22 protein-coding genes and 1 pseudogene are annotated in these 26272 nt (G+C 62.5%); 17 read left to right on the top strand and 6 right to left on the bottom strand.

Features of this window, described 5'->3' with window-relative positions; genetic code table 11:
- Nucleotides 1-100 precede the first annotated feature (100 nt).
- Nucleotides 101-1933, top strand: coding sequence for a hypothetical protein (locus ASG92_RS11085; RefSeq protein ID WP_056627941.1), 1833 nt, complete (start codon nt 101-103; stop codon nt 1931-1933).
- 814 nt (nt 1934-2747) lie between these two features.
- On the opposite strand, the pseudogene ASG92_RS29750 reads toward ASG92_RS11085, so the two are convergent.
- A pseudogene (locus tag ASG92_RS29750) lies at nt 2748-3427 on the bottom strand (transposase); the annotation flags it as partial.
- A gap of 1023 nt (nt 3428-4450) precedes the next feature.
- On the opposite strand from ASG92_RS29750, the gene ASG92_RS11075 reads away from it, so the two are divergent.
- The 5 genes from ASG92_RS11075 to ASG92_RS11055 all read left to right on the top strand — a co-directional run bounded on the left by ASG92_RS11075 (nt 4451) and on the right by ASG92_RS11055 (nt 10108).
- Complete coding sequence (locus ASG92_RS11075; protein ID WP_056627935.1) at nt 4451-5032, top strand: hypothetical protein; 582 nt, start codon at nt 4451-4453, stop codon at nt 5030-5032.
- 167 nt (nt 5033-5199) lie between these two features.
- The gene (locus ASG92_RS11070) at nt 5200-6240 is read left to right on the top strand and encodes a DUF916 domain-containing protein (protein ID WP_240987092.1); all 1041 of its coding nucleotides are present in this window, start codon (nt 5200-5202) and stop codon (nt 6238-6240) included.
- 118 nt (nt 6241-6358) lie between these two features.
- A complete protein-coding gene (locus ASG92_RS11065; protein ID WP_056627932.1) occupies nt 6359-7684 on the top strand; it encodes an EAL domain-containing protein in 1326 nt (441 codons plus the stop codon).
- A gap of 1341 nt (nt 7685-9025) precedes the next feature.
- On the top strand, nt 9026-9496 hold the full coding sequence (locus ASG92_RS11060; RefSeq protein ID WP_056627930.1) for an ATP-binding protein: 471 nt from the start codon (nt 9026-9028) through the stop codon (nt 9494-9496).
- A gap of 150 nt (nt 9497-9646) precedes the next feature.
- Nucleotides 9647-10108 (top strand): Hpt domain-containing protein, encoded by a 462-nt coding sequence (locus tag ASG92_RS11055; RefSeq protein WP_240987091.1) that lies wholly within the window; start codon nt 9647-9649, stop codon nt 10106-10108.
- 24 nt (nt 10109-10132) lie between these two features.
- Here the strand turns inward: ASG92_RS11055 and ASG92_RS11050 are convergent, their stop codons facing one another.
- Nucleotides 10133-10906, bottom strand: a complete 774-nt coding sequence (locus ASG92_RS11050; protein WP_056628043.1) for a response regulator transcription factor — start codon at nt 10904-10906, stop codon at nt 10133-10135.
- Nucleotides 10907-11301: 395 nt separating this feature from the next.
- On the opposite strand from ASG92_RS11050, the gene ASG92_RS11045 reads away from it, so the two are divergent.
- Entirely contained in the window at nt 11302-11625 is a 324-nt protein-coding gene (locus ASG92_RS11045; protein WP_056627928.1) for an Lsr2 family protein, read from the top strand.
- Nucleotides 11626-12890: 1265 nt separating this feature from the next.
- On the opposite strand, the gene ASG92_RS11035 is transcribed toward ASG92_RS11045, so the two are convergent.
- Entirely contained in the window at nt 12891-13280 is a 390-nt protein-coding gene (locus ASG92_RS11035; RefSeq protein WP_056627922.1) for a hypothetical protein, read from the bottom strand.
- A 171-nt stretch (nt 13281-13451) separates the two neighbouring features.
- On the bottom strand, nt 13452-14021 hold the full coding sequence (locus tag ASG92_RS11030) for a tetratricopeptide repeat protein (protein WP_240987090.1): 570 nt from the start codon (nt 14019-14021) through the stop codon (nt 13452-13454).
- Between the two features lie 211 nt (nt 14022-14232).
- On the opposite strand from ASG92_RS11030, the gene ASG92_RS11025 reads away from it, so the two are divergent.
- The 8 genes from ASG92_RS11025 (at nt 14233) to ASG92_RS10995 (ending at nt 23680) form a co-directional block, all read left to right on the top strand.
- The gene (locus tag ASG92_RS11025) at nt 14233-14655 is read left to right on the top strand and encodes an STAS/SEC14 domain-containing protein (protein WP_056627919.1); all 423 of its coding nucleotides are present in this window, start codon (nt 14233-14235) and stop codon (nt 14653-14655) included.
- Nucleotides 14652-14882, top strand: a complete 231-nt coding sequence (locus ASG92_RS28970) for a hypothetical protein (protein WP_056627916.1) — start codon at nt 14652-14654, stop codon at nt 14880-14882. The genes ASG92_RS11025 and ASG92_RS28970 overlap by 4 nt, the downstream gene beginning before the upstream one ends.
- Nucleotides 14883-15021: 139 nt before the next feature.
- On the top strand, nt 15022-15396 hold the full coding sequence (locus tag ASG92_RS28965) for a response regulator (RefSeq protein ID WP_056627913.1): 375 nt from the start codon (nt 15022-15024) through the stop codon (nt 15394-15396).
- 631 nt (nt 15397-16027) lie between these two features.
- Nucleotides 16028-16876, top strand: coding sequence for a recombinase family protein (locus ASG92_RS27265; RefSeq protein WP_082579450.1), 849 nt, complete (start codon nt 16028-16030; stop codon nt 16874-16876).
- 163 nt (nt 16877-17039) lie between these two features.
- Complete coding sequence (locus tag ASG92_RS11010) at nt 17040-17684, top strand: AAA family ATPase (RefSeq protein ID WP_056627910.1); 645 nt, start codon at nt 17040-17042, stop codon at nt 17682-17684.
- Nucleotides 17675-17968, top strand: a complete 294-nt coding sequence (locus ASG92_RS11005; RefSeq protein ID WP_056627909.1) for a hypothetical protein — start codon at nt 17675-17677, stop codon at nt 17966-17968. Before ASG92_RS11010 ends, ASG92_RS11005 begins: the two co-directional genes overlap by 10 nt.
- A 319-nt stretch (nt 17969-18287) precedes the next feature.
- Nucleotides 18288-18632 (top strand): hypothetical protein, encoded by a 345-nt coding sequence (locus tag ASG92_RS11000; protein ID WP_056628040.1) that lies wholly within the window; start codon nt 18288-18290, stop codon nt 18630-18632.
- Nucleotides 18633-18961: 329 nt separating this feature from the next.
- On the top strand, nt 18962-23680 hold the full coding sequence (locus tag ASG92_RS10995) for a helicase-related protein (protein WP_240987098.1): 4719 nt from the start codon (nt 18962-18964) through the stop codon (nt 23678-23680).
- Nucleotides 23681-23936: 256 nt separating this feature from the next.
- Here the strand turns inward: ASG92_RS10995 and ASG92_RS29745 are convergent, their stop codons facing one another.
- Complete coding sequence (locus ASG92_RS29745; RefSeq protein WP_240987089.1) at nt 23937-24422, bottom strand: hypothetical protein; 486 nt, start codon at nt 24420-24422, stop codon at nt 23937-23939.
- A gap of 290 nt (nt 24423-24712) precedes the next feature.
- On the opposite strand from ASG92_RS29745, the gene ASG92_RS10990 reads away from it, so the two are divergent.
- Together ASG92_RS10990 and ASG92_RS28260 are read left to right on the top strand one after the other, a co-directional pair.
- On the top strand, nt 24713-25318 hold the full coding sequence (locus tag ASG92_RS10990) for a hypothetical protein (RefSeq protein WP_157372181.1): 606 nt from the start codon (nt 24713-24715) through the stop codon (nt 25316-25318).
- 436 nt (nt 25319-25754) lie between these two features.
- Nucleotides 25755-25913 carry a hypothetical protein gene (locus ASG92_RS28260; RefSeq protein WP_157372180.1) on the top strand — a complete coding sequence of 53 codons (159 nt, stop codon included), beginning with the start codon at nt 25755-25757 and terminating at the stop codon, nt 25911-25913.
- Between the two features lie 3 nt (nt 25914-25916).
- On the opposite strand, the gene ASG92_RS29235 is transcribed toward ASG92_RS28260, so the two are convergent.
- Nucleotides 25917-26060 carry a hypothetical protein gene (locus ASG92_RS29235; protein WP_200951948.1) on the bottom strand — a complete coding sequence of 48 codons (144 nt, stop codon included), beginning with the start codon at nt 26058-26060 and terminating at the stop codon, nt 25917-25919.
- Nucleotides 26061-26272 lie beyond the last annotated feature (212 nt).

Below are 26272 nucleotides of genomic sequence, written 5' to 3'. Positions count from 1 at the left end.
TCCGAAATCTTGGCGGACGAAGATCTGAACTCTTGTTGCAAGCCACCTCTCGCGAGGCGGCTCCCTTTGCTTTACCTAAAGAAAGGTTGTTGCTGCGTCTATGGTACCGGAACCGGTTACCGCGTCAACGCATGCCCTTGCGGGTGTCGGCGCGACGATTACACCTGAGCAGGCGTGGAGCCTTGCCCCGTTGATCGCGGGAGCACCGTTCTACCGTCCGGGCCGGAAGATCGCCGGACGGTTCCAGTACCGGCGCCCCGCAAGAGCCCCGAAGATCACCAGGGCATTGCCTAAGCAGCCCGCAGCGGTGATGATCCACGGCACAGACGGCAGCGTGTCCACGCTGTGCCTGGACCTCGATGCCCCCACAAGCAACCAGCAGAGCGCCGCGACCGACGCAGCCCGCCTTCGGGCTTTGCTCACCAGCTGCGGCATCGTCTTCGTGGAGGACTTCTCCCCCAGCGGCGGCCGGCACCTGTACATCCCGCTCCAGGAACGCCTGGACGCGGCCGCGGCACGCGAGCTCGTGGAAGCCATGGGGCTCATAGCCCAGACTCTGGACCCGAGTCCGCACCAGAACATCACGGACGGCTGCATCCGCGTCCCAGGATCGGTCCACAAGTCCGGGGGACACCAAACCCTCATCACTCCCCTCACAGAGGCGTACGCCATCCTGCGCCGCAGGAACTCCGCCACCGCCGTAGCTGCACTCCGTCGTGCGCTGGCCCCCCAGTTGGACAGCATCCGTGCCCTGAAAGCACGGAGCGCCGAAACCGTAGCCGCCCAACGCACCGGAACCCTGCACCTGCCAACACCGACAGCCCACAGCACATCCTTCCTTCGCGAGGTCGCCAAGACCGGCTCATACCCGTCGAAGTACAAGAGCCACTCAGAGGCCCGCATGGCCGTCCTGAACCACTTCGCAGGCGGAGGCTGGACCCTGGAGCGCCTGCAAGCCGCCATGCCCTCACAATTCCCCGGACTGGTCTCCCTGTACGGCGACCAGTCCAAGCAGGACCGCCTCCTCCACACGGAATGGGCAAGGGCAGGCGCCTGGACGCAAAAACCCAGCCCCAAACAACCCGGGGAGAAAGATGCGTCTATTAACAACACAAGCCCTACTAACTCACAGGGGGGGACCTCCGAACGCAGCGCTGCCGCCATCCACCAGCTCGCGAACGATCTGGAAAACGTCCTCTACGCAGTCCTCGATCACAGACTCAAAGAACGCGGACGCGAAGGCATCAGCCTACGGCTCCTGATCCGCGGACTGCTGGGCTACATGCGCACCAGGGAAACCGACGTGCTGGACGTCGGTTGCCGGACACTCGCGGCCGCGCTGGGAAAACACCACGTAACCATCGCCCGGCTCCTGCCCGTCCTGGTCGAGGCATCAGACGGGATCCTCACCAAAGTCGCTGACGCCTGGCACAAAGGCGCAGACGTGTACCTCATCCAGCTGCCCGAACACTTCCAACAGCTGGCCCGGCAACTGACCTGGCACCGCGGAAAAATCCATGCAGTACGCCCCGTGTTCCGGGCACTCGGAGACGTCGCAGCGCTCACCTACGAAGCCATCGAACGCGGCCGCCACTCCCCCACCAGCGCAGAACTGATCCGTTCCACCGGGCTCAGCCGCTCCGCCGTCGAAAAAGCCCTGTACGACATGGAAGCCCTCGGCATGATCCACCGCGATGGCCGGCACTGGAAAACCACCGCCACAGCCAACCTCAGCGCCCTTGCCGAACGCCTCGGCGTCATGGACGACTACCGAGCCCAGGTCAGCCGCAACAAGCGCGACCGCGCCGCATGGCATGCCTTCCTCGAACGCTTCACCGAAGCCAGGATCGAGGAAGCAGACCTGTACGACGCTGAACAGGAAGAACACTGGATGCCACCGGATGACCAGTTCTCCCTCTGGCTCGCAGCGTAAGACATCTTTAGTATCTTGGTAGTATCATCTCGGTATCGTCACAGTATCGTCAGGATTTCACTTCCAGGGGTCCCATAGTGGGGTCGCCGTAGTGCTCGCCGAAAATGGATGGGTCTGCAGTTGCTCCGTCCAGCGGTTACATCGGGCGGCCATCATCTGTGCCGGACGGGCCGAGATGCCTGCCCCTGTGCGGGATCGGCGGCAGTCTGCGACGTCCCGGAGGGTCAACCCATCCTGCGGGCATGGACGCCAACCCTGTTGGCCAACGCCGCGACCAACTACTGCCGGTCTGACGAATCTAAGTTGAGGCAGTCTCACTACAGACGATGCATTGGCCTCGAACGCTCAGCTGGGCCTTCTTATTGAAATGACAACCCCCACAATGACTGTCAGCACGCCAAGGATCAAGAGGACTAAAGACGCCGAAAGAATGCCCACATACGTACTGGGGGAACAATCGGGAACCCATGCTGGACCGCAATAGGGAATCATCGGCACGAGGCCGAACATCGCACCGATGAAAGCGAGCCCGCCACCGACCCATAACAATACTTTTGATGCAGTACTTCTCTCCAAGATCCCCCTGTCTGAGATGTCAACAAAAGCTTATGGCATGGGGTCGAATCCCGCCGATTAGCCTCGATCTTTCATGAGAGCCGGTTCTGACGTTTCAGGGCTTACCGGCTGCCTGACGTTGCTGATTTTTGCGTGTGGGTGTGACAATTTTGCCGCTGACCGGTGGCGGCTGGGCGTGATGGTTCCACGTCCATCGTTTTGTGGTTCTTGCTTGTGGTTGGCTGGTGGATGCGCGCGACTATTGCGGGCTGAGTGCCGCGAGCCGGTTCAGGGCCGTGATGAGCAGCTCCGTTTCGGGTGCCTTGGCAGCCAGGTGGACGGTGACCGCGCGGGCGTGCCGGCTGATCTTGGCGGCAATTTCAAACATCCGGGTCCGGAGTTTCTTCGTCCCATCTGGGCGCTTTAGTGCCGGTGAAGGCGAGCATCTGGGTCCAGGCCATGAGTTCGGCGGCGAGCATGACCAGGTGGCACCAGAGCGTGTTCGCAGCGAAGGACTGAAGATTCTGAAGTCCGGTGTCCTTGGCGTTGCGGATCCGGTCTTCGCACCGGGCACGGAGCCGGTGCCGTACTTCGAGGTCGGCGAGCTGGCCGCGTTCCTGGTTCGTGGCGAAGGCTGTGTAGCGCAGGCCGTCGATGTCTGTGATGCGCAGTTGCGCGCCGGGGTGAGATTCTTCCTTGCGCACGATGACCCGCAATCCTGCCGGCCACGAGGAGAGGTCCAGCAGGCCGGTGATCTCGGCGATCCAGGCACCGTCGTTCAACCCCGTCGCTGTTGTAGGCCCGGGTCCAGGCGGTCTTCGGGACCCGGGGCAGGGCCGCTTCGACGGCACCGTGGATGGGGAACCCGACCGTGTAGCCCAGATTCCGGGACCGTGCGGTAAGCCAGTGCAGGAATGCGTGGGTGCCGCCGGCGGAGTCGGCGTGGGCCTACCCCGAAGCCGTTGACCAGGCCCACGCCGACTTCGCCACGCTCCAGCCGAGCACCTGACGCGACTGAACGGCCGGGTTACCGCTGGTCAGCCATATCCGCCCGATTTTCGGCGAGTACGACGGCGACCCCGTAGTGCCGGTGACCCCCACAGCACTGGTTGGAGCGCAGCGGAGACCAGCACTCCCTGAAAGGTCTCGGGGCGTCCGGATCCCGGCGGCGCTATTTTGTCAGTGCCCCCCAGACTGGACACCGGCGGCTGAGAGGCTATCGGTAACTCGCGGAGTAGCTTTTGAACGAATAGCTCGCCGAATCGACAGGTTCAGCGGTCCTCGCCGTCCGGCGACCTTTCGGTCATACGCTTCGGGCATCTATTTGTCAGCCCGTCATTGCGGCACTGTCCACCACGTAACCGTTTCACGCTGGGGATCCTCCTGCCGCACAGTTTGATGTGACAACAGTTTGATGTGACAGGTGTAAGAGCTGACGTTGACAAGGGCCAGCGCCTTCAACCGTCAGAGGACAGGTGAGGTTGTCGTGAAATGAATGGGCTGCCAGCTCCGTGGGGGCTCTGATCATCACCTGTTCCGCAGCGCGGGAAGGATCCTTCGACTTCATCCCCACGTCTTGACCGAGTTGACCCGCACTTAAGTCTCCTGGCGCATCTCGGACCACTACCCTGGACTGAATTCCGCTCCTGGAATCCTAGAGGGTGGGCGCACCGCCGCTTCAGGAACGGGTCGTGTTGATCGCGTTCTGCGGCTCATGGTCCTGCAGGTTTTCCGCAGGAACCATGCTTTTACGCAGGCCCGGCGCAGGTGTCCCAGAGAAGCTCAAGGGTTGGGCGAGCTTCATCCAAGCATTCGCTGGCCGGGATGCCGCGGCTGTTAGCTTCGAATAACCGGGAGGAATCCGCTCCAGCCGCGTCGTTTTGCGAACAGGCCGCGGGCGGAGCGGATTCTTCATCCGGGACTTACCGTGATCGATCCACTCTTTAGCAAAGGTCTCAACCCATGCGTAGTATCTCCCGTATTTCCCTTGTTGCAGCCGCATCTGCCGCACTCATCGGATCCGTGGCTATTCCTGCTTCAGCGGACACCATCAACTCCACCGTGTCCGGCAGCACCCTCACCGCGACCACCTCAGGCGCCACCCTTTCCGGCGTCACCCTGAACGGAACCGGCACCCAGACGGCAACAGCCGCAGCGTCCTCCGCCTGGAGCATCACCGATGCCCGCGGCACCGGCGCAGCCTGGACACTCTCAGCCAGCGCCACAGCACCCACCAGCGCAGCCGGCTCAGCTGAATTGGTGGAGCGGACCCTGCCCGTTGGCAACCTGAAGATCACTCCGGGCACTGTAACGGCAGGATCCGGCGCTGATCCTGCTTCCAACATCACCGGACCCTTGCTGTCGTTGACTGGCTCGGCGCAGGCTCTTGTTTCGGCCTCGGGCACGAGCAAGGGAACCTACAGCCTGACCCCGACCTACAGCCTTGACATCCCGGCCAACGCCTACCGGTCCAACTACTCCGGGGCGGTCGGCTCCACCGCACTGAACCCCTACACCTCAACCATCACCTACACCATCGCCTAGTCGCATTTACAGGGTGCGGCCGGTCCTTCCTCAGCGGCCGGCCGCACCCCAGCGCTACAGCATGCGCCGCAGTATGACAGGCCAGGACAAGCACGCCGCTGTCGCAGCCATTCCCTGCCATCAACAACATCAACGGATCCCTCCGCATGTTTCCCAAGGATTGAGCTTTGAACACACACAAGAAACCCCGCCCCTTAGCCGCTCTGCACACCGCGCTGATGATCTTCGGAGTGCTCCTCACCGCGTTTCTTACCGCCGGAGCGGCTCATGCGGTTGACGACGGAACCCTTGGGATCAGGCCGGAAAAGGAATCAGACTTCTTCCATCTCTCTGTCTACCCAGGTTCGGCCCTGGACGCGACCGCCATCGTCACCAACCACACTTCAGAGCCCGTCACCCTGCTGACCTATCCCGTGGACGGGCAGAGCACGCCCCAGGGGACTTTCGCGCTTGCCGCGGAAGCCGACGAGCGCAAGGGCATCGGCGCCTGGGTGGAGCTGGAGTCTGGCAGCATCACAGTGCCGGCCAAATCAGAGCAGAAAGTACCGTTCCGGATCAGTGTCCCGGCCGGCACCGAACCAGGTGATTATGCCGGTGGCCTGATCATCCAGAGCCCGCCCGTCAAAGGCGAAACCTCCATGGTCGACGGCGACACCGCACTGCGCCTGGACATCATCCAGCGCCAAGGGGTCCGCATCTACCTCAACGTCGCCGGCGAAGCAGTCAAATCCCTCGATCATGGCTCCCTGGATTGGAAACGGGACGGCGACACCCTGACCTTCACCCTGCCGGTACACAACACAGGTAACGTCACCCTGCACCCCACCGCCGACCTCGACGTCAGCGAGTGGACCGGCACGGACACAAGACTGACCTTCAACAAACCCGAAAGCATGTTGCCCGGCGCGAGCCTGGACCTGCAAGCGACGCTTCCGGACGCGCCTCCCGTTCACATAGGACGCGCACAGGCGAACCTCACCTCGGAAGCCGGTACCGCCACGGCCGAAACATCCATTCTTCATGTGTCCTTGCTGGTCATCGGGGTTGCCCTCCTGTCACTGGCAGTGATCGTCTTCGCCGCGTGGCGCATCATCCGGTTCATCCGACGCGCACGCCAGGCAATGGCCAAAGTTTCACAAACCGTGCTGGAACCAACGGAGCCGGGCACCCGGCGGGCCAACCGTCAGAGGACCGGTGCCTCAAGATAGGGGCGGCCGCCTGCGCGCCCCCCACCTGCCAGCATCTGCCTCCACCGTCCCCGCAGCTCCCGGAGACAGTTCCCAGCACCAGGTTCAGGACGATTGCACTGATCCTTCCGGACGGCGCATGCTTGCCTCGGTGCTGACCATCCAGGTGGCGTTCGCCTTGGCGTCCGGCGCAGCCCTGCTGCTCGTCCCTTCCGATGTTTTCGGCCATTCATGGCCTCAGCTGGCAGCTGCCGCCCTCGTCGTGGTGCTGGTCGCCTCCGCCGTTCTCGGTATCCTGCGCTTCACCCGGGCGTACCGTATCGAGAAGATCCGGGCACAGGGCACCGCAAACCTGATCGATACCGTGCTGAGCACCAGCAGGGAATGGCTCTGGGCCGTTGATGACCAAGGGTTTTTCACGTTTTCCAGCAAGACCAGCGCCACCATGCTCGGGTACCAGCCCTGGGAGCTGATCGGCAAGCACTGCCGCCTTGTGATCGGGCCGGAGGACCTCGCCCTCGCCCGACAGGCGGTGCAGTCCACACAGCCCTCTGATGATCACGTCCCGGCAGGGTCAATCGTGCGCTTCCGGCACCGCGACGGCAGCCTCGCCTGGGCGGAAGTGTCCGGAAAGATCCGTCCGGCCACGGACGGACACGGCGGAGGCGTTGAGGGAACCAGCCGTCTCCTCCCACCACAGTCCGTCACGGAAATGGCTGCGTCCGTCAGCAGGGACCGGATCCGGGACATGGTCAGCAGCAAAATGATGCTCACAGCATTCCAGCCCATCCGTAACCTGACCACCGGAAGCCTCATCGGAGCCGAAGCGCTCTCACGCTTCGTCACCGAGGACGGGTCCGGCGCCGACTACTGGTTCCCCGAAGCAGCAGCCGTAGGCCTGGGAGCCGAACTCGAATTCGCTGCCCTCACGGCTGCATTGACAGCCGCAGAAGAACTGCCCGCCCACGTCTATGTGGCCCTGAACATCTCCCCGGAAACCTGCCTTGATCCCAGATTGCCCGTATTCCTGGAACGCGCAGCAATACCACTGGGCAGGATCGTCCTGGAACTGACCGAGCGGCACGCCGTTGACGACTACGACACCCTGGCCACGGTCCTCGCACCCCTGCGCAGCCGCGGACTCCGCGTTGCCATCGACGATGCCGGATCCGGCTTCGCCTCCATGCGCCACATCCTCCAACTGCGCCCGGAGATCATCAAACTGGACCGCAGCCTCATCGCCGGAATCCACGACAACACCGGCCAGCGGGCACTCGGAGCAGCCATGGTCGAATTCGCCAAACAAACCGGCGCAACCATCGTCGCCGAAGGAATCGAAACCCACACCGAACTCGACGCCATAACCGCACTCGGAATGAGCGCAGGACAGGGCTACCTCCTCGGCCGGCCATCCATTCAGCCAAAGGACTGGACACTATGGCGCGCCCCGATCAAAGAAACATAATGTTTCAACGCTCCAGCGGACGGTCGTGCCTCCCACTGGGTGCTGATTAAGCTCCTGATAACCGCCGTCGCCAGCGTCCTGCTGCTGCTCCACCTGCAACCAGTGACATAGATGCCAGACTTCGTAGCCACGACCGACATCGGGCCCGGCGAGATGACCGGCAGACGCGTCCAGCTCCTCGCCGACACAAGCTGCTCCTCAGCACAGTACTGTCGGTCTACAAGCCGCAGGGACTCACGCGCTACAGCCAGGCACGGACCCAGCGGCAATCAAAAGTCCGACCCGCGGCAGGTCAGCGGTGCCCCGGCTCCGAATCCTACAGCCGACAGCCGACAGCCGACAGGTGAGCAACGATCGTCCCTTCTAACCCATTCGATGGTGAAACCTATGCGGCTGTACTGTCGCAAGCGGAAGGCCTGCCGATCCCCCAATCGGTAGGCCTAGCAGCACTGGCTATTTGTACCTCACCCGCCCGTGGTTATTGACGGAGAATGGCGGCTAAATCGCCGCCGTACCCCTGATCCGGCTAGCCCCGAATCGACGAGTTCATTGAGGTCAGCGCCCGCACCAGCCCAATTTCCCAACGCGCTCATCGGATAGCGGATGCGTCATTTAACCGTCGAAGCCGAGGCTTACGATCGGCGGGTTTGCTACTGAAAGGGCAGCCTGCTTTGGATCTCCCCCGGTACTTGATCGGCCCCGCCGTTCTGATGGGCATCATGCTCTTGTCGCCAGTACCGGTGCAAGAAGCGGGTCAAGCCTGACATGGTGAAATAGCCATGCCCTATATCGACATCAACCCGCACCGCCGGCGGCCAAGGTGGTTGGCATACGCTGGCCTCGGCATCCTCACCATCGCGTGCACCGTAGTCGTGTTTCTGGCCTGACCTCCCGTTAGTCGTCACCCGCTTCTGGCGGCAACGGGATCCTAACAACTCTCTGTGGCCGGACATAACAGATCCACTGGCTTACATCGAAACCATCTGCGCGCTGAGGGGTTCGCGCCGGTTCGCTCACACGCTCATCTAAGTCTGCCCAGGTTGCGTGGTCCGACATGGGGGACGCCGGACCACGCGCGCTCAGACTACCCCAGCGCCACGCAACCCGTGAAAAGCAAGCACTGGCGAGGCCTGCCCGGCGATGAGCGGGTGTTTGGTGCACAGAAAACGTGCCGTTTGGGGCGTGCTTTGACGATTCCTGCCGCAAACATGCACCCGCGCTGTGCATAACAGTCGGAGTTCTTGATGCCGACGAGGCATTCTAAGTCCAACAGAACGCCGGTGTTGCCCGGTTAGTGCCGGCGAAGTTAGCAATATAGGGATGCAAGGAAGCAGGCACGCCATGGGTCAAGCCGCAGCTCTTGACGACGTCACCGCGGACGTTCGCAGTTACACCGGTGACCGGTGCGTGGACTTTCACGCGTTCGGGCTCGCCGGCTGCATCGACAGGCTGACGACGCCCCTTCGCCAGGGAGGAGCCTCCGTCCGGTGGGAGACGCCCCACCACGGAATAGAGATACCGGCAACCACTGCCGCGCTGCTCTACCACTGTGCAGAGGAAATACTTAGCAACGCGTTCAAATACGCCCAGGCCACGGAGTTGACGGTCCGTTTGGCCGCTGTCTACCACGGCATCCGGCTGGTCATCATGGACAACGGCATCGGCTTCGACGCCAAGTCCCTCGACGGTCCGCATCATGGGTTCGGGCTGCGTCTGATGGCTATCGCGGTGCACGAAGCAGGCGGGACGATCAACGTTGGCTCCTGTCCCGGACGCGGCACCCAAGTGACCATCACGCTTCCCCTGGACTAGAGACGGCCCGATCCACTGGCCACCCTGGCCTTGAGCACCGTGAGTTGGCGATTTAGCCGGGAATGGCGGCCCTGCAAGGATAGCCACAGGGTTTCCGCAGGATAAGCGGGAGTCCCGTGTATCCCCGAATTCCGAAAGTAGCCTTAAGAGATGTCCCTTTCAGACCCGAGCCCTCGCGGAGGAGATGCCGACGGCGTCCCCTCGGAGGCGTCGGCCGGAGCGGACCAGGCTTCGGTCCCCCAGAACGGCGGTCGCAGGCAGGCGGTCGATCCGGCAGTCCTTGACGAGCTGGCGGAACAGCTGCAAAGCCCGGACATTGCCCATAGGTTTGCCCGTGACTATGCCGCATTGTGGGAACAGCGGCAGCGTCGTCTGACCTCTGCGGTGGAGGGCCAGGACCATGCGGCGGCGCTGGATGCTGTCATCAGCCTGAAGACCTCTTCCGCCATGGTCGGAGGGAGGCACCTGGCATTCCTCGCCGGGAAGCTGCAGGCCCACATCCAGGCAGGCGACCTGCACAGCGGGCAGGCGCTGCTGCTGGCGGTTGCAGATTCCGGTAGGGCGACGGTACATGAACTGCGTCTCGGCTACCTCCTCAAGAAGAAGTCGTAGGGCGGCCGTATGCCCCGGGCAGGGTTAGGTTGGCTCTTCAGGGGTGCCCTGCCTGAGCCGGTAACCCACTCCGCGGACCGTCTGCAGATAGCTTAGGGAGTTCGGATCATCCCCGAGCTTCCGGCGGAGATTGCCGATGTGCACCTCCACGGAGCGCTCATCTGATTCACTGACATAGGCGTCGTCACGGTCGAAATCCCCGCGCGCGACGCGGACCAGCTCGGACCTCGTCCGGACGGCTCCCGCCGCGCACATCAGGTCCTGCAGCAGGTCGAATTCACTTCGCGTCAATCCAAGCGGCGCACCCCGAACGGCAGCCGTGCGCGTCCTGGCATCCAGCGTCAACCCGTTGTACCGGAGAATCGAATCCTCCTGCGGGAGCGCAGGCGGCGGGACTGATGCAGGCGGCGTCGCTCCCGTGGCTTCGTGCCGGGGCCGGCGCATCATCGTGGCTATCCGGGCCCGCAACTCCCGGGGGCGGAACGGTTTGGTGATGTAATCGTCGGCTCCGGAGTGGAACGCTGTCAGCACGTCCAGCTCCTCGGTCCTGCCGGTGAGCATCACGACATACGCGTTGCTGATTTCACGGATTCGCCGCAGAACCTCGAACCCGTCGATATCCGGGAGGCCAACATCCACGGTAACCACATTCGGCAACTGACGCCGGACAACTTCGACGCCCTCGCGGCCGCCACCTGCCGTATGAACGGAAAAACCACTCTGCAATAAAACGGCCTCCAGAAGATTGCGCATGTCCGCGTCATCTTCAATTACTACGGCCACTCCCGGATCGCTCATGGTCTCCACGCCCGATGAATTCCCCGCACCGGCCCAGCGCCAACACGGTATTCATCGCCCCCGGTGTCCACCGTACAAGGCAGAAACTCCCCTTGGGTATTCATTGCTTGCTTCCTGCCCCAGGGCAAGGGGTCAATAGACGTGACGATCGACACAAATGCGGGAAATCCGAAAAGGGCCGCCGGCGATGCACAAGCCCGGCCGGTCGACAGCGTGTGTCACTTCTATTGCCCGTGCCAATGGAACGCCCTTACCGTCGGGCAGGATGCTCCTTCTGCTGTTTTTCAACTTTCGCCGGGCCAGGCAGGGTAACTAATGGGCTTCAATTGGGCTGGCAGCGGGGAGCTGGTGGAGTTCTGGGAAATTCCGCCAATGGACGCTGTTAGCCTTTTGGGATGGCAATTAGAAGAATTACGATTTTGGAAGATGACCTTGATGGTTCGGATGCCGAGGAAACCGTCGTTTTCGCCCTGGATGGCACAGCTTACGAGATTGATCTGACTGACAAAAATGCGAGTGATTTGCGGTTGGCCTTGCGCCCCTATATTGAGGCTGGGCGGAAAGTGTCCTCGTCACGGATCAAAGGACGTTCCACTCGCGCAGGGAAGGCGCCGTCCACGGCGCAGATCCGCACTTGGGCCGAAGATCAGGGATTGCCGGTCAATGCCCGTGGGAAGATCCGCGCAGAAATCCTGGAAAAATACCAGGCAACACACTAAGAGCAGCCTTAGAAGCGGGCGCCCATGCCCTTCAGACCGGCGCTCCGGCAGCTAGCTTGATATTTCGGCTGCCAGCGGCGGATATCGTCGGCCATGAAGCGGACCCTAGGTATCGAGCGTCTAAGCGTTAGGCTCAGCTCCGCTTCCACCACAAAAAGCGGCTTCCGGGTCTCCTGGAGATCGGAGAAAGGTGGTCAGCCGGGCCAGTATGACCGGGGGCAGCTGCATCGCAAGTTGGCCCATGGCGGTACTGCGCGCAGGCGCCGGTTCCAGTCCGATCGCGCTGAGCCACCGGATCATGGTCGAGGTAGTAACCGGACGGCCGTGGATCGGCCCGGGGAATAGCCAGTCGTGGTCTTCACCGATGCCGCCAAATCGTGCCACAGAGCATGCCGCTATCGCCGCTCGGGCGTGGATTTCGAGCGTTTTCGGGAGCTGGAGCGGTTCCGGACCGAAACAGATGTAGATGGTGGGCTCTGGATCGAATTGAGACGGTCCAGCGGGCGCCATTCCCAGCTCCCAAAGGATCGTCTGCACAACCAGCAGGGACTCGTCTGGCATTTCATGCGGGGAGCGGGCCGCGAGTGGATCCATCGGGACGAGAGCCCGCATCACGGCTGGAATCCGTTGTATATGGAGGGGTACCCGAACACCGGCCAGCCGATACTTCGCTGCACATCTTGTGAACTCATGGGGGTGGTTATAGAACTCGTAGCCGCCCAACGCTCAATCTTGACCCAACCTTGAGCTTGACTGTGTATATCCGGTCGGTTGAGTTAGGATCGGCGAGTTTGCTATTGAAAGGTAAAGCCCGCTTTGGATTTCACCCGGTATTTGGTCGGCCTTGCCGTTCTGATGGGCGTCATGCTGTTGTCTCTGGTGTGCGCGCACCTCCTTTTCAGGTGGGGGTTCAATCGCCAGTATCGGTGCACGAAGCCGGTCGTCCCGGGTCCGGTGGACTAGGCATGCCGTACATCGACATCAACCCGCACCGGCGGCGGCCGAGATGGCTCGCTTACGTCGTGCTTGGCATTCTCGCTGCCGCCTGTGCCGTGGTCGTTTTCCTTGCCCTCACCGCCGGTTAGAAAAGTACAGACCGTGCCGTGATTCCCGGCCGGCACCCACCCCGCACGGCAGACGGGCTGGAGAGATCGGCGCTAGGGGCAGATGGCCCGGGCGTCTGAATTATCCACGCGGACCAGTCCAGCGCGTACACCGACCAGCGGCCTGAGGGAACAGGTGTTTTCTGCGGGTATTGAAAGACGCTAACGGGACAGGCGTCCTTGGCGCTGCACCTCAGAGACGATCCGGAGAATATTCCTGGAAAGCTCCTCCCGGACAGTCTTGGCATCGGACCAGTCACCGACGTGCAACTGACGTTCCAGTGCCCGGGAACTTTCCTCCATCTGCAACGCACCAGCCATGGCGGAGGTAACCCTCAGGCTCACCACCGCATCCAGAGTTCTTCCCCTGTCCTCTGCGGCGAGACCGGCAACGATGCTGGCCGACCGGGCCGGCAACAAGTCCAGGTAGTCATTGAAAAATCTCTCAGCGACGGCGCGACCCGCCTGCTCGGTCAGGACCCATAAGGGCTGGGCATCAAGCACCGGCAGGCACCCCCCGCCCATGTCCTCATCGGACTGCTGCCCGCTCACAGGAGTCCAGAGGTCCGGAGGCGCGACGAATGGACCGGCCTGTGTTGGGCGTCCTGCTGGATGATACTCACACCTGTCCGATCCTGTTGTGCGCGTCAAAGGCGCCGTGGCGCTGCTGCACGGTGCATGTTTACTTTCCCTCACAAGGCTCAAGCCCGAGGCAGCGTTTCCTCAAGATAGGCTCAGGCTTTCCCGGATCCTGTTTTCGTCGCACTCCCGGGGGCCGTCCAATCCCCCCGGGTCGTGAACAGAATCATCACTTATTCGATGCGTGCGGTGAACCTCACGGGCACGCTGCATGGCCTGCCCGGAGACCCTGGCCATCTGGTTCCGCCCGGCAACCCGGTACAGGTCGCAGGCCCATTCGAATTCTGCAGCCGCATCCCGGTATCTGGCTTCATCGAAGAGACGCCGGCCGATCTGATGGCGCGCCATCGCTTCCCTCGTGCGGGTGGACGCCAGACGCAGTGCCTCCTCCTGGAGCTGGGCCGCCTCATGCCACCGGTACTGGCGCTGATAAACCTGGGCAAGGACCAGCAGCGGTTTGAACCTGTCTCCCGCATCCGCCAACAACTTCCAGCCCTCGTCCAGGGCTTCCTTGTCACGGCCCAGCAGCGACAGGAGCCAGACCCGCTCCAATGGTGGACAGCCCCCGAGCCGGCCCTCCACCGCCTTCCGGTCCAGGACGACGTCGCGCAGCGTGGCAGGGTCAGTGCGCCAAATCTCTGCCCCGCTCCCCACTGAACGCACCCACCTCCGGAATAGTCGATCCAGGAAATGGCCGCGGCGTCCGGACAGACGTCTCGGACAACAGCCTCGGCCAAATCAATGCTCTCACGCACCCGCCCCGGCTTCCCGTTGAACCGTTTGGGTCACCGGTACCGAAGGTAAGTACACTGACAGACACCCCACGATTTCCTGGGCAGTTCCCGCAAAGCGCCTCGGAGGCCCCTTGACCACTCATCCGCCTGACGGCGCCAAGGGCGCCGTTGAAGTCTCTGACGGCGTCTTGATGCTGAGGTGGGGCGCCGGAGCGGTCATAGGGGAGAAAGACGCCCGGGAGGCGATGGCGAAGATCACGGAGCTATGCGCCGGACGTGACCGTCCCCTGCTCGTCGAGATCAGGGGAATCCAATGGATGGACCATGGAGCCCGCCGCATACTCGCCAGCTCGTGGCCGCTGAGCCGCGTGGCCATCATCGTGTCCTCACCCGTGGACCAGGTCATCGTGAACTTCTGGCAGGCCAGGCATTCCCCGCCCTACCCCACCCAAGTGTTCAGTTCCTCCCGGGAGGCGATGGGCTGGCTCCGGGGGAACGTCAGCCCCGACGAAACTACCGCTGCTGTTGCCGCCGCTCAGGATGAGCCGGAATGAATGATCCCTCAGCCTGCCAGCCAATCTCCGGTGATGATGCCAACACAATCTTGGCCCGGCTGCTGGAGAGCCTGGAAGCAGTTCTCCAGAACACCCGGGAGGACTCGACTGGCCGTCCGCTCTTCACCGTGGAAGCGGTACTTACCGGCAGGCTTCGGGCAGCCCTCCCCGGAGTCCGCTTCTCACCGGAAGACATCAGAGGGTGGGCGGCGCAGATTTCCAGTTGATCAGAAGTTACCCACTGGCCAACACCTGTCCCTGCGGAGAAATGGCCGCCCGCGGCGACTCCGGTGCCGGGCGGATTTCGTCTTGGTAGAGTTCCCTCATAGGGCAGTGCTGCTGGGGCGGCCCTTAGGGGGATGCGTGATGCCGGGTACGCGCACGGCTGTGGTGATTGAGGACGACGCGGACATCGGGCGTCTCATTGACGCGGTCCTGGGCCTCTCCGGAGTGGCTGTCCGGCTCGCCGCAACAGGCACCGGCGGCGTCGAGGCGGTGCGCAGCCACTCCCCCGATATCGTGATCCTGGACTACGGGCTTCCCGACATCAACGGCCTGGAAGTGATCGCCCGGATCAGGAGCTTCAGCAACGTCCACATTCTCATGCTCACCGGGCGTGAAGACCTGTCAGAAACCCTAATGGCCGCCGGCGCCAACGCCGTCATGACCAAGCCATTCCGCCCACGGGCGCTCAGGACCCGCATCGAAGAAACGCTCGGGCTTCAACACGAGCAACTCTAACCGGATCTTCCCGGCCCCGCGCCCCCGACTTGAAGCAAAAAGGTCGTAGCCCGGACATGGGGACGCCCGGGCTACGGCTTCACTGTCCGGGACAGACGACAACCGCCAAAACCACGACCACCCCGGGGCACGTGCCTAGAGTTTCGCGACGTTGGTCCCAACCGGAGATGCTGCCGCTGCCAGCGCCGCCTGCGGGTGTTCGCCCGTGTCAGCCGCTAGATGAGCAGCTCCACATGCTTGCCGACGCCAGTGGGGCGGCCGGTCTTCTTGCCGATCTTCTCCAGGTGCTGGTCTACGCAGATCGATACGCGGGCGCTGATGTGCTAGAGCTCGGCATGAATCTGTTTGGGCGAGGTGAGCACGGCGGGTGTGTAGAAGACGCTGCGTGCCCCGGCGAGTGCGGCATAGATTTTGATAGTCGGAATCGTTCCGGGGACCCCACTGTTCCAAGAGGTTCTCTGCTGACAACCACAGCTGCCGGGCGGCGGTAATCACCACCACGTTCCGTAGGCACCTGCCTGATCCAAGCATCGTTCGCTTTGTTCCGCGCCTGCGACGCCAAAGACAACGAGTTCGTGGAGGAACTCTAGGCCGAAGTTACGCAGGTTGAGACGCCGGAATCCCACAAGCGATGCGAAGTGGTAACCATCGGATATGCCAGGGTCAGCAGCAGAGCAGTCTGCAGTGCTTCGAACATCCGCGCTGCGGGAAGCCCGGCTGTGACCGGATTTTCACAGAGAATGGCGTGAACGGCACACGGGCCGGCAGGCCCGAGCTGGACAACATACTTGATCACCTGCGCCCCGGCGACGAGCTGGTGATCTGGAAGCTGGACCCATTGGCTCGCTCCACGAAGACGCTGCTCCCGTTCATCGAACTGCTGGAGGCGAAAGGCGTGACGTTCAGCTATTCGAACTGGATGCCGTCGCGATTACTGTGCAATAGGCTGTCCAGCGTTCGGGGGGATCACGACAGGTCTCCCGACGTATGTGGAAGCCGCCGTGGCCTCCTGCTGAATCGGGAATCCTGGACCGTTTCGATTCGAAGGCTGAAGCCAAAGATGATCCACCCTGCACCGAACAGTGCCAAGGCGGCACATTTGGTGTGCGGGGCCACGTTCCGGAGCGATGGCACTGTGGGCCGGCTGGCAGGTTCTCAGGCGCTCGGGGGGCTACCAGCACGGTTACGGGCGGTGACAACCACAAGCTGCAGGGCGGCGGTTAATCACCACCCAGTTCCGCCAAGCAATGCCACGTCCCGATGGATCGCAGCGAAATCCAAGACTCCAAGAGAGCTAGTGGTATCAAAACAGTATCTTTGTGATACTGTCGCAGCATCACAACAGTTTCACTTGAAGGGTCCTCACATGGGAGATACCAGTTTGGCCGGTTCTGTGCCAGCCCCGCACCGGACGTCCCCCCGAAAATATTGCTCAAACGCCCCTGCAAATCGCGCCACCACCGCAGCGCCACCGAGATGATGCCCGGATAGAGTGAACCACGAGACGCATACCATTTTGATATCACCCTGATATTAGTATCAAAACAGTTTCATTTCTATACTGTTTTGATAGCACCATGTAACTAAAGACAACTCGCCTTGATACCAAGGCAGTATCATTTGATTCTCTTGAGAGGAAGACAATGCCAGTAATCCTTGTCGCCAGCCAGAAGGGCGGGACGAGCAAAACGACGACAACGGTCAACATCGCGGCCGAACTTTCCCGCCTAGGCCATGACGTCCTAATCGTTGACTGCGACAAAAGCGTGCAGTCCTCTACGACCTGGGCGGAAGACCGCTCCCAAGATGACTCACTCCCCCGCGTCCACGCCATCCAGAAGACCGGCAATGTCAGGGAAGCGTTGAAGGACCTGACGAACCGCTACGACTATGTAATCGTCGACGCTCCCGGACACGACAGCCAGGAAATGCGGACAGCCATGACCGTCGCGGACCTCATGGTCATCCCCGTGCGACCCTCCCAGCTCGACCTGGACACCATTCCCGGCATGGTGGGCCTTATCGAAGCCGCACAGGACATGAACCCAAAGCTCAAGGCCACAGCCCTGCTGACACAGGTTCCCACATACTCGAACGCCACCGAAGAGGACGAGGCCAAGGACTACCTGCGGGACTACCCGCAAATCCCACTGATCGACGCGGCGCTGAAGATCAGGAAGGCCTACCGGGACAGCATCCCCGCCGGCCGGGGCGTCATCGAGCTCGCAAACGCCTCGGCAAAAGCCGAAGTGCAGGTACTGGTAAAGGAGATTCAAGGATGGCTATAAGGAAACGCGAAGCACGCCCAACGACCCCCGCGGCGGCGGACGAAGACGCCGTCGCCAAGCAGGCCGAGGAATTCGGCAAGGGAGGCTACGCGCCGGAAGTGCACGAGGCTCCCCTGGACCCCAACGCACCCATTGGCCCGCAGGGAATCCTGTTCCGTTTCAACGATTACCAGAAGCAGCTGCTCAAGGAGTCGGCAGATGCCGACAGGCGCAGCCAGCAGAAGCTCCTCGAATCCATCATCTGGCCGGAACTGGAACGCCGACGCGCAGCCCGGAACCAGTAACAAACCAGTATCACGACGGTATCGTTTTGAGGACACAACAGTTTCACTTCTTCAAAGCCAAGGCAGTATCAATGCGATATCACCGCAGGACCCCTGCAGTGTCGCATCAGTGTCAGTGGCCGCCTGCCCATTCATCTAACGGAGACTGCATGGCCGGGGGAGTGGGCCCATGTGACAAGTAAACCGACCGAATCCCCGCTAGCGTGACCTTCGAACCACACGAGGCACCAGGGGGAGAAGTCTATGGCGGGGCGCAAGAAGCAAATCGATGGCCAGCTGAGCTTTGAAGCTCTTTGGGCGGCACCAGAGGAGGACCGCAATGAACAAGTACGGCAGGCAGGCTCAGGAAGCCTGGAAGACAGCCAGTCCAACGCACTACAGCCAGATGCAGGACCCGGAAGACTTCTTCACCAAGCTGGGGGAGCAAGCCCAGGAACAAGTGATCGAGTTGCAGCGGAAGCTCGCGGGACCGGACCCGGCAGGGGAGAGCTACTTGGAGAAGGTAGGCCGGTTGAACGCGGCGCGGAACCAGGCCGAGGAGATCGTCCGGTACGACCTGCTCTCGCCACCGGAGACGGAGGACGAGGACGAGAACGTGAATCCGGGGCTGCAGCAGTACCTGGACTCGATGGCCGAAGCGGAGGACCTGCGCCAGCAACTGTAGCCGGCACGCATGGCCGCTTCCGTCCGGCCTCCCAGGACGACCTGGCGCCGTCCGGAGCGCGCAGCCGCATCAGGGCGAACCTCGAGGCCGTCGAGGTGCTGCAAACGCTGCAGACCGAGAACCGCCCGGCCACGGACGCCGACAAGGCCGCGCTGGCCCGGTGGGGGAGTTGGGGAGCGCAGGGCGTCTTCCAAATCTTCGATGAAAGCCGTGAGGAATACGCCGCGGACCGCGAGCACCTGCGCAGCCTCCTGACCGAGGCCCAGTACGACGCGGCGCGCCGGACCACGATCAACGCCCACTACACGGACGCATCCTACGTCCAGGCCATGTGGTCCGCCGTGCAGGAACTCGGATTCAACGGCGGAAACGTGCTGGAACCGGGATCCGGCGTCGGAACCTTCATCGGCTTCGCCCCGGACACCGCCAACATGACCGGCGTGGAGCTGGACCCCACCACCGCCGCCATCTCCCAGGCGCTCTACCCAGACGCCACCGTCCGCGCAGAGTCCTTCGCGGACACCAAACTGCCAAGAGGTCACTTTGACCTTGCCATCGGCAACGTGCCCTTCGCCAACGTCACGCTGCACGACCCCCGCCACAACGCCGGGGGACACTCGATCCACAACCACTTCATCCTCAAATCCCTGGAGCTGACCCGCCCGGGCGGCATGGTGGCCGTACTGACCTCCAGCTTCACCCTGGATGGCACCAACCCGGCAGCACGCAGGGAAATGAACCAGCTGGCCGACCTCGTAGGCGGCGTCCGGCTGCCCACCGGCTCCCACCGCAAAGCAGCCGGCACCGACGCCATGACGGACCTGCTGATCTTCCGCCGCCGGGAACCCGGACAGGAACCGGCCTCCACCCTCTGGGTAACCGTCACCGCCCGCCGCATCGACGGGACCATCACCCGCCTGAACTCCTACTTCGATGAGCACCCCGACCGGCTGTTGGGCGAGCTGCACGTCAGCAACGGCATGTACGGAGCCGAAACCCTGCAACTGACCACCGACGACCTCTCAGCCGTCCCGGCACGCCTGAACGCCGTCCTGGCCGACGTCGTGGCCGAAGCCAAAACCGCAGGCATGGTCATCACCGAGCGAACCGCCGACCAGCAGCGCCAGCAAGCCGCCTATGTTCCGGCCGCCGCCCACGAGTGGGACGGCCACATCAGCGCCAACGACAACGGCTTCACCATCGTCGAAAACGGCTCCCATGCCGACCTTCCAGTGCCCAAGACCCAAACCGCCGAACTTCGCGCGCTTCTTGGACTCAGAGACGCCGGCCGGAAGCTGCTCACCGCAGAAGCCGAAAACCGCGACGACACAGCCGACATCGATACGCTGCGCGAGGAACTGAAGACCGCCTACATCCAGTACACGGACACCTACGGCCCGATCAACCGGTTCACGCTCCGCAACACCGGACGCGTTGATGAAGAGACGCAGGAGCCCATCCAGGCCCGGACCACGCCCAAGGCAATCTCCATCCTTGCCCGCGACCCGTTCGGACCGTTGGTCATGGCACTGGAGAACTTCGACGAAGGCACGCAGACCGCCTCCCCGGCAGCCCTGCTGTCCAGCCGACAGGTCCAGCCCCGCCGCCCGGTCCTCGGCGTGGACACCGCCGAAGAAGCCCTCACCGTCACCCTCGACACCGTAGGCGAAGTTGACCTGGACTACGCCGCGTCCCTGCTGGGCATCAGCCGGGACGAAACACGGGCAGCGATGGGGGAGAGCATCTACCAAGTCCCCGGCCCCGAAGAAACCTTCCAGACCCGGGCCGAATACCTCTCCGGGAACGTCCGCGACAAGCTGGAAGTCGCCAAGGCAGCCGCACTCTCCGATGACGGATACGCCCTCAACGTCCACGCTCTCACCGAAGCCATGCCGGAACCACTGCGCATGGACGAAGTGGAAGCACGCCTTGGTGCGGTCTGGATCGACGCCGAAACCCACCAGCAGTTCGTCCGCGAAATCCTGAACGACCCCTACGCCACCGTCTCCAACGCCGCCGGCTCCATGTGGGAAGTCAAGGCCAACCGCCACACCATCGCGGCCACCAGTAACTGGGGCACCCAACGGATGCCCGCCTCCGACGTGCTCAAGCAGGTTCTCGAACAGCGGCCCGTCCGCGTCACCGATGAAGGTGAGAACAACCGCCGCGTTCTGAATCCCACGGAAACCGCAGCGGCCCAGGAGAAAGCCCAGCTGCTGCAGGAGCGCTTCAGCGAATGGGTCTGGGAGGAACCCGAACGGGCCACCCGCCTCATCGACGAATACAACCGCCGCTTCAACTCCATCGTGCTGCGCGACTACAGCACCGAGGGAGAGCGGCTGACCCTGCCCGGCATGGCCAAGGACTTCTCCCCACGCCCGCACCAGCGCGCAGCCGTGGCCCGCATGCTGTCGGAACCGGCCGTGGGCCTGTTCCACCAGGTTGGCGCAGGCAAGACCGCCGAGATGGTCATGGGCGTGATGGAACTGCGACGCCTTGGCATGGTGAATAAGCCAGCCGTCGTCATTCCGAACCACATGCTGGAGCAATTTGCCCGCGAATGGCTCCAGATCTACCCCCAGGCCAGAATCCTTGCCGCATCGTCCGACGATCTCGCCGGAGACAAGCGCCGGCAGTTCGTCGCCCGCGCGGCCGCCAACGAATGGGACGCGGTAATCATGACCCGCACCGCGTTCCAGCGCGTCAGCCTCAGTCCCGAGGCCGAGGCTTCCTACCTGAAGGCCGAAGTCGCCCAGCTCCGCGCCGAGCTCGAAGCCGCCAAGGACAACGGCCAGGAGAACGGCCGCGCCAACTCCAGCATCGTCAAACGCCTCGAAAAGGCGGTCCTCGCCCAAGAGGAAAGTCTCAAAGCCAAACTCGACACGCCCGCCGATCCGGGGATCAGCTTCGAAGAGACCGGCATTGACTACCTCGTGGTGGACGAACTGCACGACTACAAGAACCTGCGGACACCGAGCAACATCCCCGGTGCCGCCATCCAAGGGTCCCAGCGCGCATCCGACCTTCACATGAAGACCGAGTACCTGCGCGAACGCGAAGGACGGCGCGTGATCACCGGGGCCACGGCTACACCGATCGCGAACTCCGTCACGGAAATGTACGTCATGCAGCGCTACCTCCGCCCGGACCTGCTCCGGGCAGCCGGCATCCAGGACTTCAACACCTGGGCCGCCACGTTCGGCCAGGTCGTGGAAGAAATGGAACTCTCCGTCGCCGGGGGAGACCGGTTCAAACTCAAGAGCCGCTTCGCGAAGTTCCAGAACGTCCCCGAACTGCTGAAGATGTTCCACACCTTCGCGGACGTCAAAACTGCCGAGGACCTGAAACTTCCCGTCCCGACCCTTGCCCCGCGGGACGGGGACGGGCTCCGCCAGCCGAACATGCTGGCCGTGGACCCCAGCCCTGAACTGCGCGAGTACATCCAGGACATCGGTGACCGCGTGGACCGCATCCAGCAACGCCTTGTCGAGTCCGAGGAAGACAACATGCTCAAAGTCTCCTCAGACGGCCGGAAGGCCGCACTGGACATGAGACTTGTGGATCCCGCACTGTTCCAGCGCGGGCCCACCAAGATCAGCGCCACCGCTGACCTGCTGGCCAGCGTGTACGCCGAACACAAAGACCGCATCTACACCGACCCCACCACCGGGGAACCGGAACCCGTTCCCGGTGCCCTGCAGCTGGTCTTCTGCGACTTCGGCACACCATCGGAGCGGTGGAACGTCTACGGCGAACTCAAAGACCAGCTGCGCCGCCGGGGCGTGCCAGAACACATGGTCCGGTTCATCCACGAAGCCAAGAACGACAGCGAGAAAGGCCGGCTTTTCGCCGCCGCCCGTTCCGGACAAATCGCGGTACTGGTGGGATCGACGTCGAAAATGGGCGTCGGCACGAACATTCAAAAACGTGCCGTGCACCTGGTGGACATGGACGCCCCATGGAGGCCGGCCGACGTCGAGCAACGCCACGGCCGCATCCTGCGCCAAGGCAACCAGAACCCCGAAGTCCGAATCTCCCAGGTCGTCACCAAGGAATCGTTCGATTCCTTCATGTGGCAGGGACTGGAACGCAAATCCCGGTTCATCAACCAGATCATGCGCGGCCGCCTCGACGTGCGCGAGATTGAAGACATCGGGGACAACACCCTGAACTTCGCCCAGGCCAAGGCCATCACCAGCGGCAACCCGCTCGTGCTGGAAAAGGCCGTCGCGGACCAGGAACTTGCCCGCCTCAGCCGCCTGGATCGGGCCTACAACCGCAACATGGTCGCCGTCGCCCACACCAAACGCGGCGAACAATCCGCAGCTGACGCCGCCGCCCAAGACCTGCCACTGATCCAAGCAGCCGCCGCACGCACCGTCGACACCACAGCGGATGCCTTCAAAGCCCGCATCGACGGCAGAATCCTCGACAGCAGGGGAGACGCCGCAGAAGCGCTACGGGCATGGGCAGGACGGCAAGGCCACCGGCTCATGAACCTCTACGGCTATGACGAGCTCGGCACCATCGCCACCCTCGGCGGACACGAACTCCGCGCCAAACTCGTGCCCGCCCGCGACCTCGACCGGGCCACCGTCGAAGTCCGCATCGAAGGAGTCCCCAGGGCAACCACGCAAATCTCCCGCAAGGGCCTGCTCTCCGCTGATGTAGGTACGATCAGGCAGCTCGAAATCAGGGTTTCCTCGCTGCCACGGCTCGCCGCCGACGTCGACGGACGCCGCCAGGAAGCACTCTCCCGCGTAGAACAGGCGGACAAGGCCCTCTCAGAGCCCTTCAAATACGCCGAAGGGCTCAAGGACGCCCTGGCGAACTCTGCCCGCATCGACCAGCTCATGGCCGACGCGGCAAAACCGGAGGAACCGGAACCCCAGCCCGCGACCGGACTGGACCCGGAGCTGCAGGAGCTGCAGCAACTACAAAGGACGTCATTCCCGACACGGCCTGTCGCGTCCACGGCCTCCGCAGCAGCGTCTGACCAGCGGACACCGGACCAACGGACCCAACGTCAAACCGAATACCGCCGCTAAAACCCGGCACGCAAAAGCCCTGCACAGCCGCCAGCTGTGCAGGGCTTCCTTACTGTCCTGTCTCATCTAGGGTGACCCACGGCGTGTCCCTGCGTGTATGGGTCAACTAAAGTGAGACAGGTTTCTCCGGCCTGTCTCACTTTAGTTGACCCAAACCGTTGTAATCCCGCCGTTTCTTCGCTTAGGCCGTGTGGCTGCCCATGATCCGCATCAGCAGTTGCGCCGGGCACCAATGCGTCTTGGGCCACTGAGGGAACTAGTACACGCGATTGGTGGTCACTGTCGAGTCGAACTCCCTGTTTGCGCCCTGGCCTAAGACTTTCGTGACCCTGTCGTTCGCGTCGAACGTTACATCTACTGCAACGAGGTCGCCGTCAGGGCACGTCATCTCTCCGCTCAGAACGGAACCAGAACCAGGAGAATACCAGGCTGTGGACAGCCGGCATCCCTCTAAGGCAAACCACACCCCGCTGTAATGGAACCCAACAGTCGGGGAAACGATCTCCATGGCATTGCGGCCGCGGCTGAGTGCGTTGATTAGTTTGCTGGCAATCTTTGACTGCGTGGTGTTGACGGGCGATAGCTCGGGAACGGTCGGGGCAGACTGATATGTCGATGGACTCGAGGGCGTCGATGACGCCGAACAACCGGATACGAGGAGAGCAACACCAGCGAGGCAGGCTCCTAGCTGGCGGATCTTTGGCTGCACTGGGTCCGTGGCGTCAGTCAAGTTCTGGTTCACGGACTCACCCTAGCTGAATCCCAAGGGGCGACCGATCACCTGTTAACGCCAGCCGAGAACAGGACCAGTTTTGCCGGTTGGCGCTATGATTCGTCACCGTTCAGATCGGGGAACGCGATGAGGAAACAATTCACGTCCCGCATTGGATGTCGAAGTTAATCACTCTTCGAACTTATGGGGGAACACATGAACAAGAGGGATTGGTCGGCAGTGCCAGCCGGGTGGCGGTGGTGGAGCCTCGGACGGATGTAGGATCAGAAAAATTCAAGATGGAACTCCTGGGGGACTTCATGACCGACACCGCCGCGCCGATCCTGCCCAAAAAGCGGCGCCGATGGCTCCTTGTTGCAATCTTGGCAGCCGTGCTGGTAATTGGTGGAGGAACCGCCGGCGGGCTCGCTTGGAGTGAAGCGGAAAAGAACCGCCAATCCCTTGCCCGAGCTGAGGAGGCCAAGCGGGCGGAGGATGAAGCCGCGGCAAAGAAAAAAGCTGCCTCGGACGCGTTTTGGGCCAAAACTTATGCGGACGAGCAAAAACGCAAGGCTGCAGCGGCACAAAAAGACGCCGACAATTCCGCCGCGTCACGGGCCGCCGCAGCAGCAGACCTGTCAGCCAAAGGATGGACTGAGAAAGCAGCCGGCATCTACATGGCGGACATTCCCAATGCCACTTGCAGTTACAGCGCGTGCAGCAGGTTCTTGGTCATGACCACCCTGCCCGGAGGCTGCCCGCATGGCATTGTCATCCGCGGCCGGTGGCTCAAAGGCGACACAGTCACCGGACCGGTCACCGAAATTACCGGCCCCGTGAATGCCAACGAGCAGGCGGCCGTGGAGGCAGCCGACTACACGGGCTATGCCGATTCGATAGATCTGACCGAATTCAGCTGCCGCTAGGAGTCTGGGCGTTCGCAGCATCGTAGAGCCGTCGCCTATCCATCAAGACTCAGTGGCGGTCCACCGCGAATCGCGCTCCTGTCGTCGTAACGTCCAGCCCGGCAGGTTCCACGGCACACGAGCTGACGCGGCTGGCTGCCCTCCGCGACCAAGGGGTCCTGACGGTGCAAAGAAGCAGCGACTCCTCCGTGGTTAACGGTGCCCGCCACTCTTGATGGCGAAACCTCGGCCCTAGTGCGCGGTTTTGCACACAGACAGAAACCACCAATGGGTCAACTGTAGTGAGACAGATTGCCCTGATGGTCAACCTGTAGTGAGACTGGGCAACCTTAGATGAGACAGGACACTTACGTGGTCTCGCGGCGAACCAAAAAGGATCCGCCATCTTGAGGGCGCCAGATCAAGCCTTCCCACCCCCGTGCTGGGATATCGACGCATGTCTATTGGTATGGACCCAAATGAACAGAACCAGCGTCAGCCTGAGAACCGCAGCGCCAACTGGATGGAGCTGCTTTTGATCGGCGGCGTAATCCACCTGATCGAAATCAGCATGGATCGACTCGGAGTGTTGACCGGCCTCATACCACCAGGGTAAGAGTCACTGCGTTCGGATAACGATGAGCTTGTGTTCATCCGGGATCAGCTCCAGGAGCGCCGCGTGCGCTGTGGCGTAGTCCTCACCAACTGCCGTTATGCGCGCTTGACGGCCGTCAGGGGCTTCAATGGTGCCTGTCAGTTCCACTGACCCAGCTTAGCTGCCGGCCCTCCGCGCTCTGGCTCCAGATGTTGGATCACCGCGGTTGGTCTGCGGGAGGCTTTCCCATGGTCCAAGCCAGGCGTTGCCGTCTCACTTGGTCGTCGTGGGTTGGGTTCTTTTCAGCCGGGACGACACACATTCGGTGTGCGGGGCCGAGTTCCGGAGCGATCGCACCGCGAGCCCGTGGACAGGTTCTC

The sequence above is a fragment of the Arthrobacter sp. Soil736 genome (genome assembly GCF_001428005.1).
GTDB lineage: Bacteria > Actinomycetota > Actinomycetes > Actinomycetales > Micrococcaceae > Arthrobacter.
Note: the sequence above shows the minus strand (reverse complement) of the source record. Positions and strands in the feature narration are given on the sequence as shown.

What these genes read in the sequence shown, in the direction of transcription:
- ASG92_RS11050 (WP_056628043.1), bottom strand. Translation starts at nt 10,906, where the DNA reads ATGAGCGATCCGGGAGTGGCCGTAGTAATTGAAGATGACGCGGACATG.
- ASG92_RS11060 (WP_056627930.1), top strand. Translation starts at nt 9,026, where the DNA reads ATGGGTCAAGCCGCAGCTCTTGACGACGTCACCGCGGACGTTCGCAGT.
- ASG92_RS10995 (WP_240987098.1), top strand. Translation starts at nt 18,962, where the DNA reads ATGTGGTCCGCCGTGCAGGAACTCGGATTCAACGGCGGAAACGTGCTG.
- ASG92_RS11005 (WP_056627909.1), top strand. Translation starts at nt 17,675, where the DNA reads ATGGCTATAAGGAAACGCGAAGCACGCCCAACGACCCCCGCGGCGGCG.
- ASG92_RS10990 (WP_157372181.1), top strand. Translation starts at nt 24,713, where the DNA reads ATGACCGACACCGCCGCGCCGATCCTGCCCAAAAAGCGGCGCCGATGG.
- ASG92_RS28970 (WP_056627916.1), top strand. Translation starts at nt 14,652, where the DNA reads ATGAATGATCCCTCAGCCTGCCAGCCAATCTCCGGTGATGATGCCAAC.
- ASG92_RS11055 (WP_240987091.1), top strand. Translation starts at nt 9,647, where the DNA reads ATGTCCCTTTCAGACCCGAGCCCTCGCGGAGGAGATGCCGACGGCGTC.
- ASG92_RS11000 (WP_056628040.1), top strand. Translation starts at nt 18,288, where the DNA reads ATGAACAAGTACGGCAGGCAGGCTCAGGAAGCCTGGAAGACAGCCAGT.
- ASG92_RS11085 (WP_056627941.1), top strand. Translation starts at nt 101, where the DNA reads ATGGTACCGGAACCGGTTACCGCGTCAACGCATGCCCTTGCGGGTGTC.
- ASG92_RS28260 (WP_157372180.1), top strand. Translation starts at nt 25,755, where the DNA reads ATGTCTATTGGTATGGACCCAAATGAACAGAACCAGCGTCAGCCTGAG.
- ASG92_RS11065 (WP_056627932.1), top strand. Translation starts at nt 6,359, where the DNA reads ATGCTTGCCTCGGTGCTGACCATCCAGGTGGCGTTCGCCTTGGCGTCC.
- ASG92_RS28965 (WP_056627913.1), top strand. Translation starts at nt 15,022, where the DNA reads ATGCCGGGTACGCGCACGGCTGTGGTGATTGAGGACGACGCGGACATC.
- ASG92_RS11010 (WP_056627910.1), top strand. Translation starts at nt 17,040, where the DNA reads ATGCCAGTAATCCTTGTCGCCAGCCAGAAGGGCGGGACGAGCAAAACG.
- ASG92_RS11045 (WP_056627928.1), top strand. Translation starts at nt 11,302, where the DNA reads ATGGCAATTAGAAGAATTACGATTTTGGAAGATGACCTTGATGGTTCG.
- ASG92_RS11075 (WP_056627935.1), top strand. Translation starts at nt 4,451, where the DNA reads ATGCGTAGTATCTCCCGTATTTCCCTTGTTGCAGCCGCATCTGCCGCA.
- ASG92_RS27265 (WP_082579450.1), top strand. Translation starts at nt 16,028, where the DNA reads ATGCGAAGTGGTAACCATCGGATATGCCAGGGTCAGCAGCAGAGCAGT.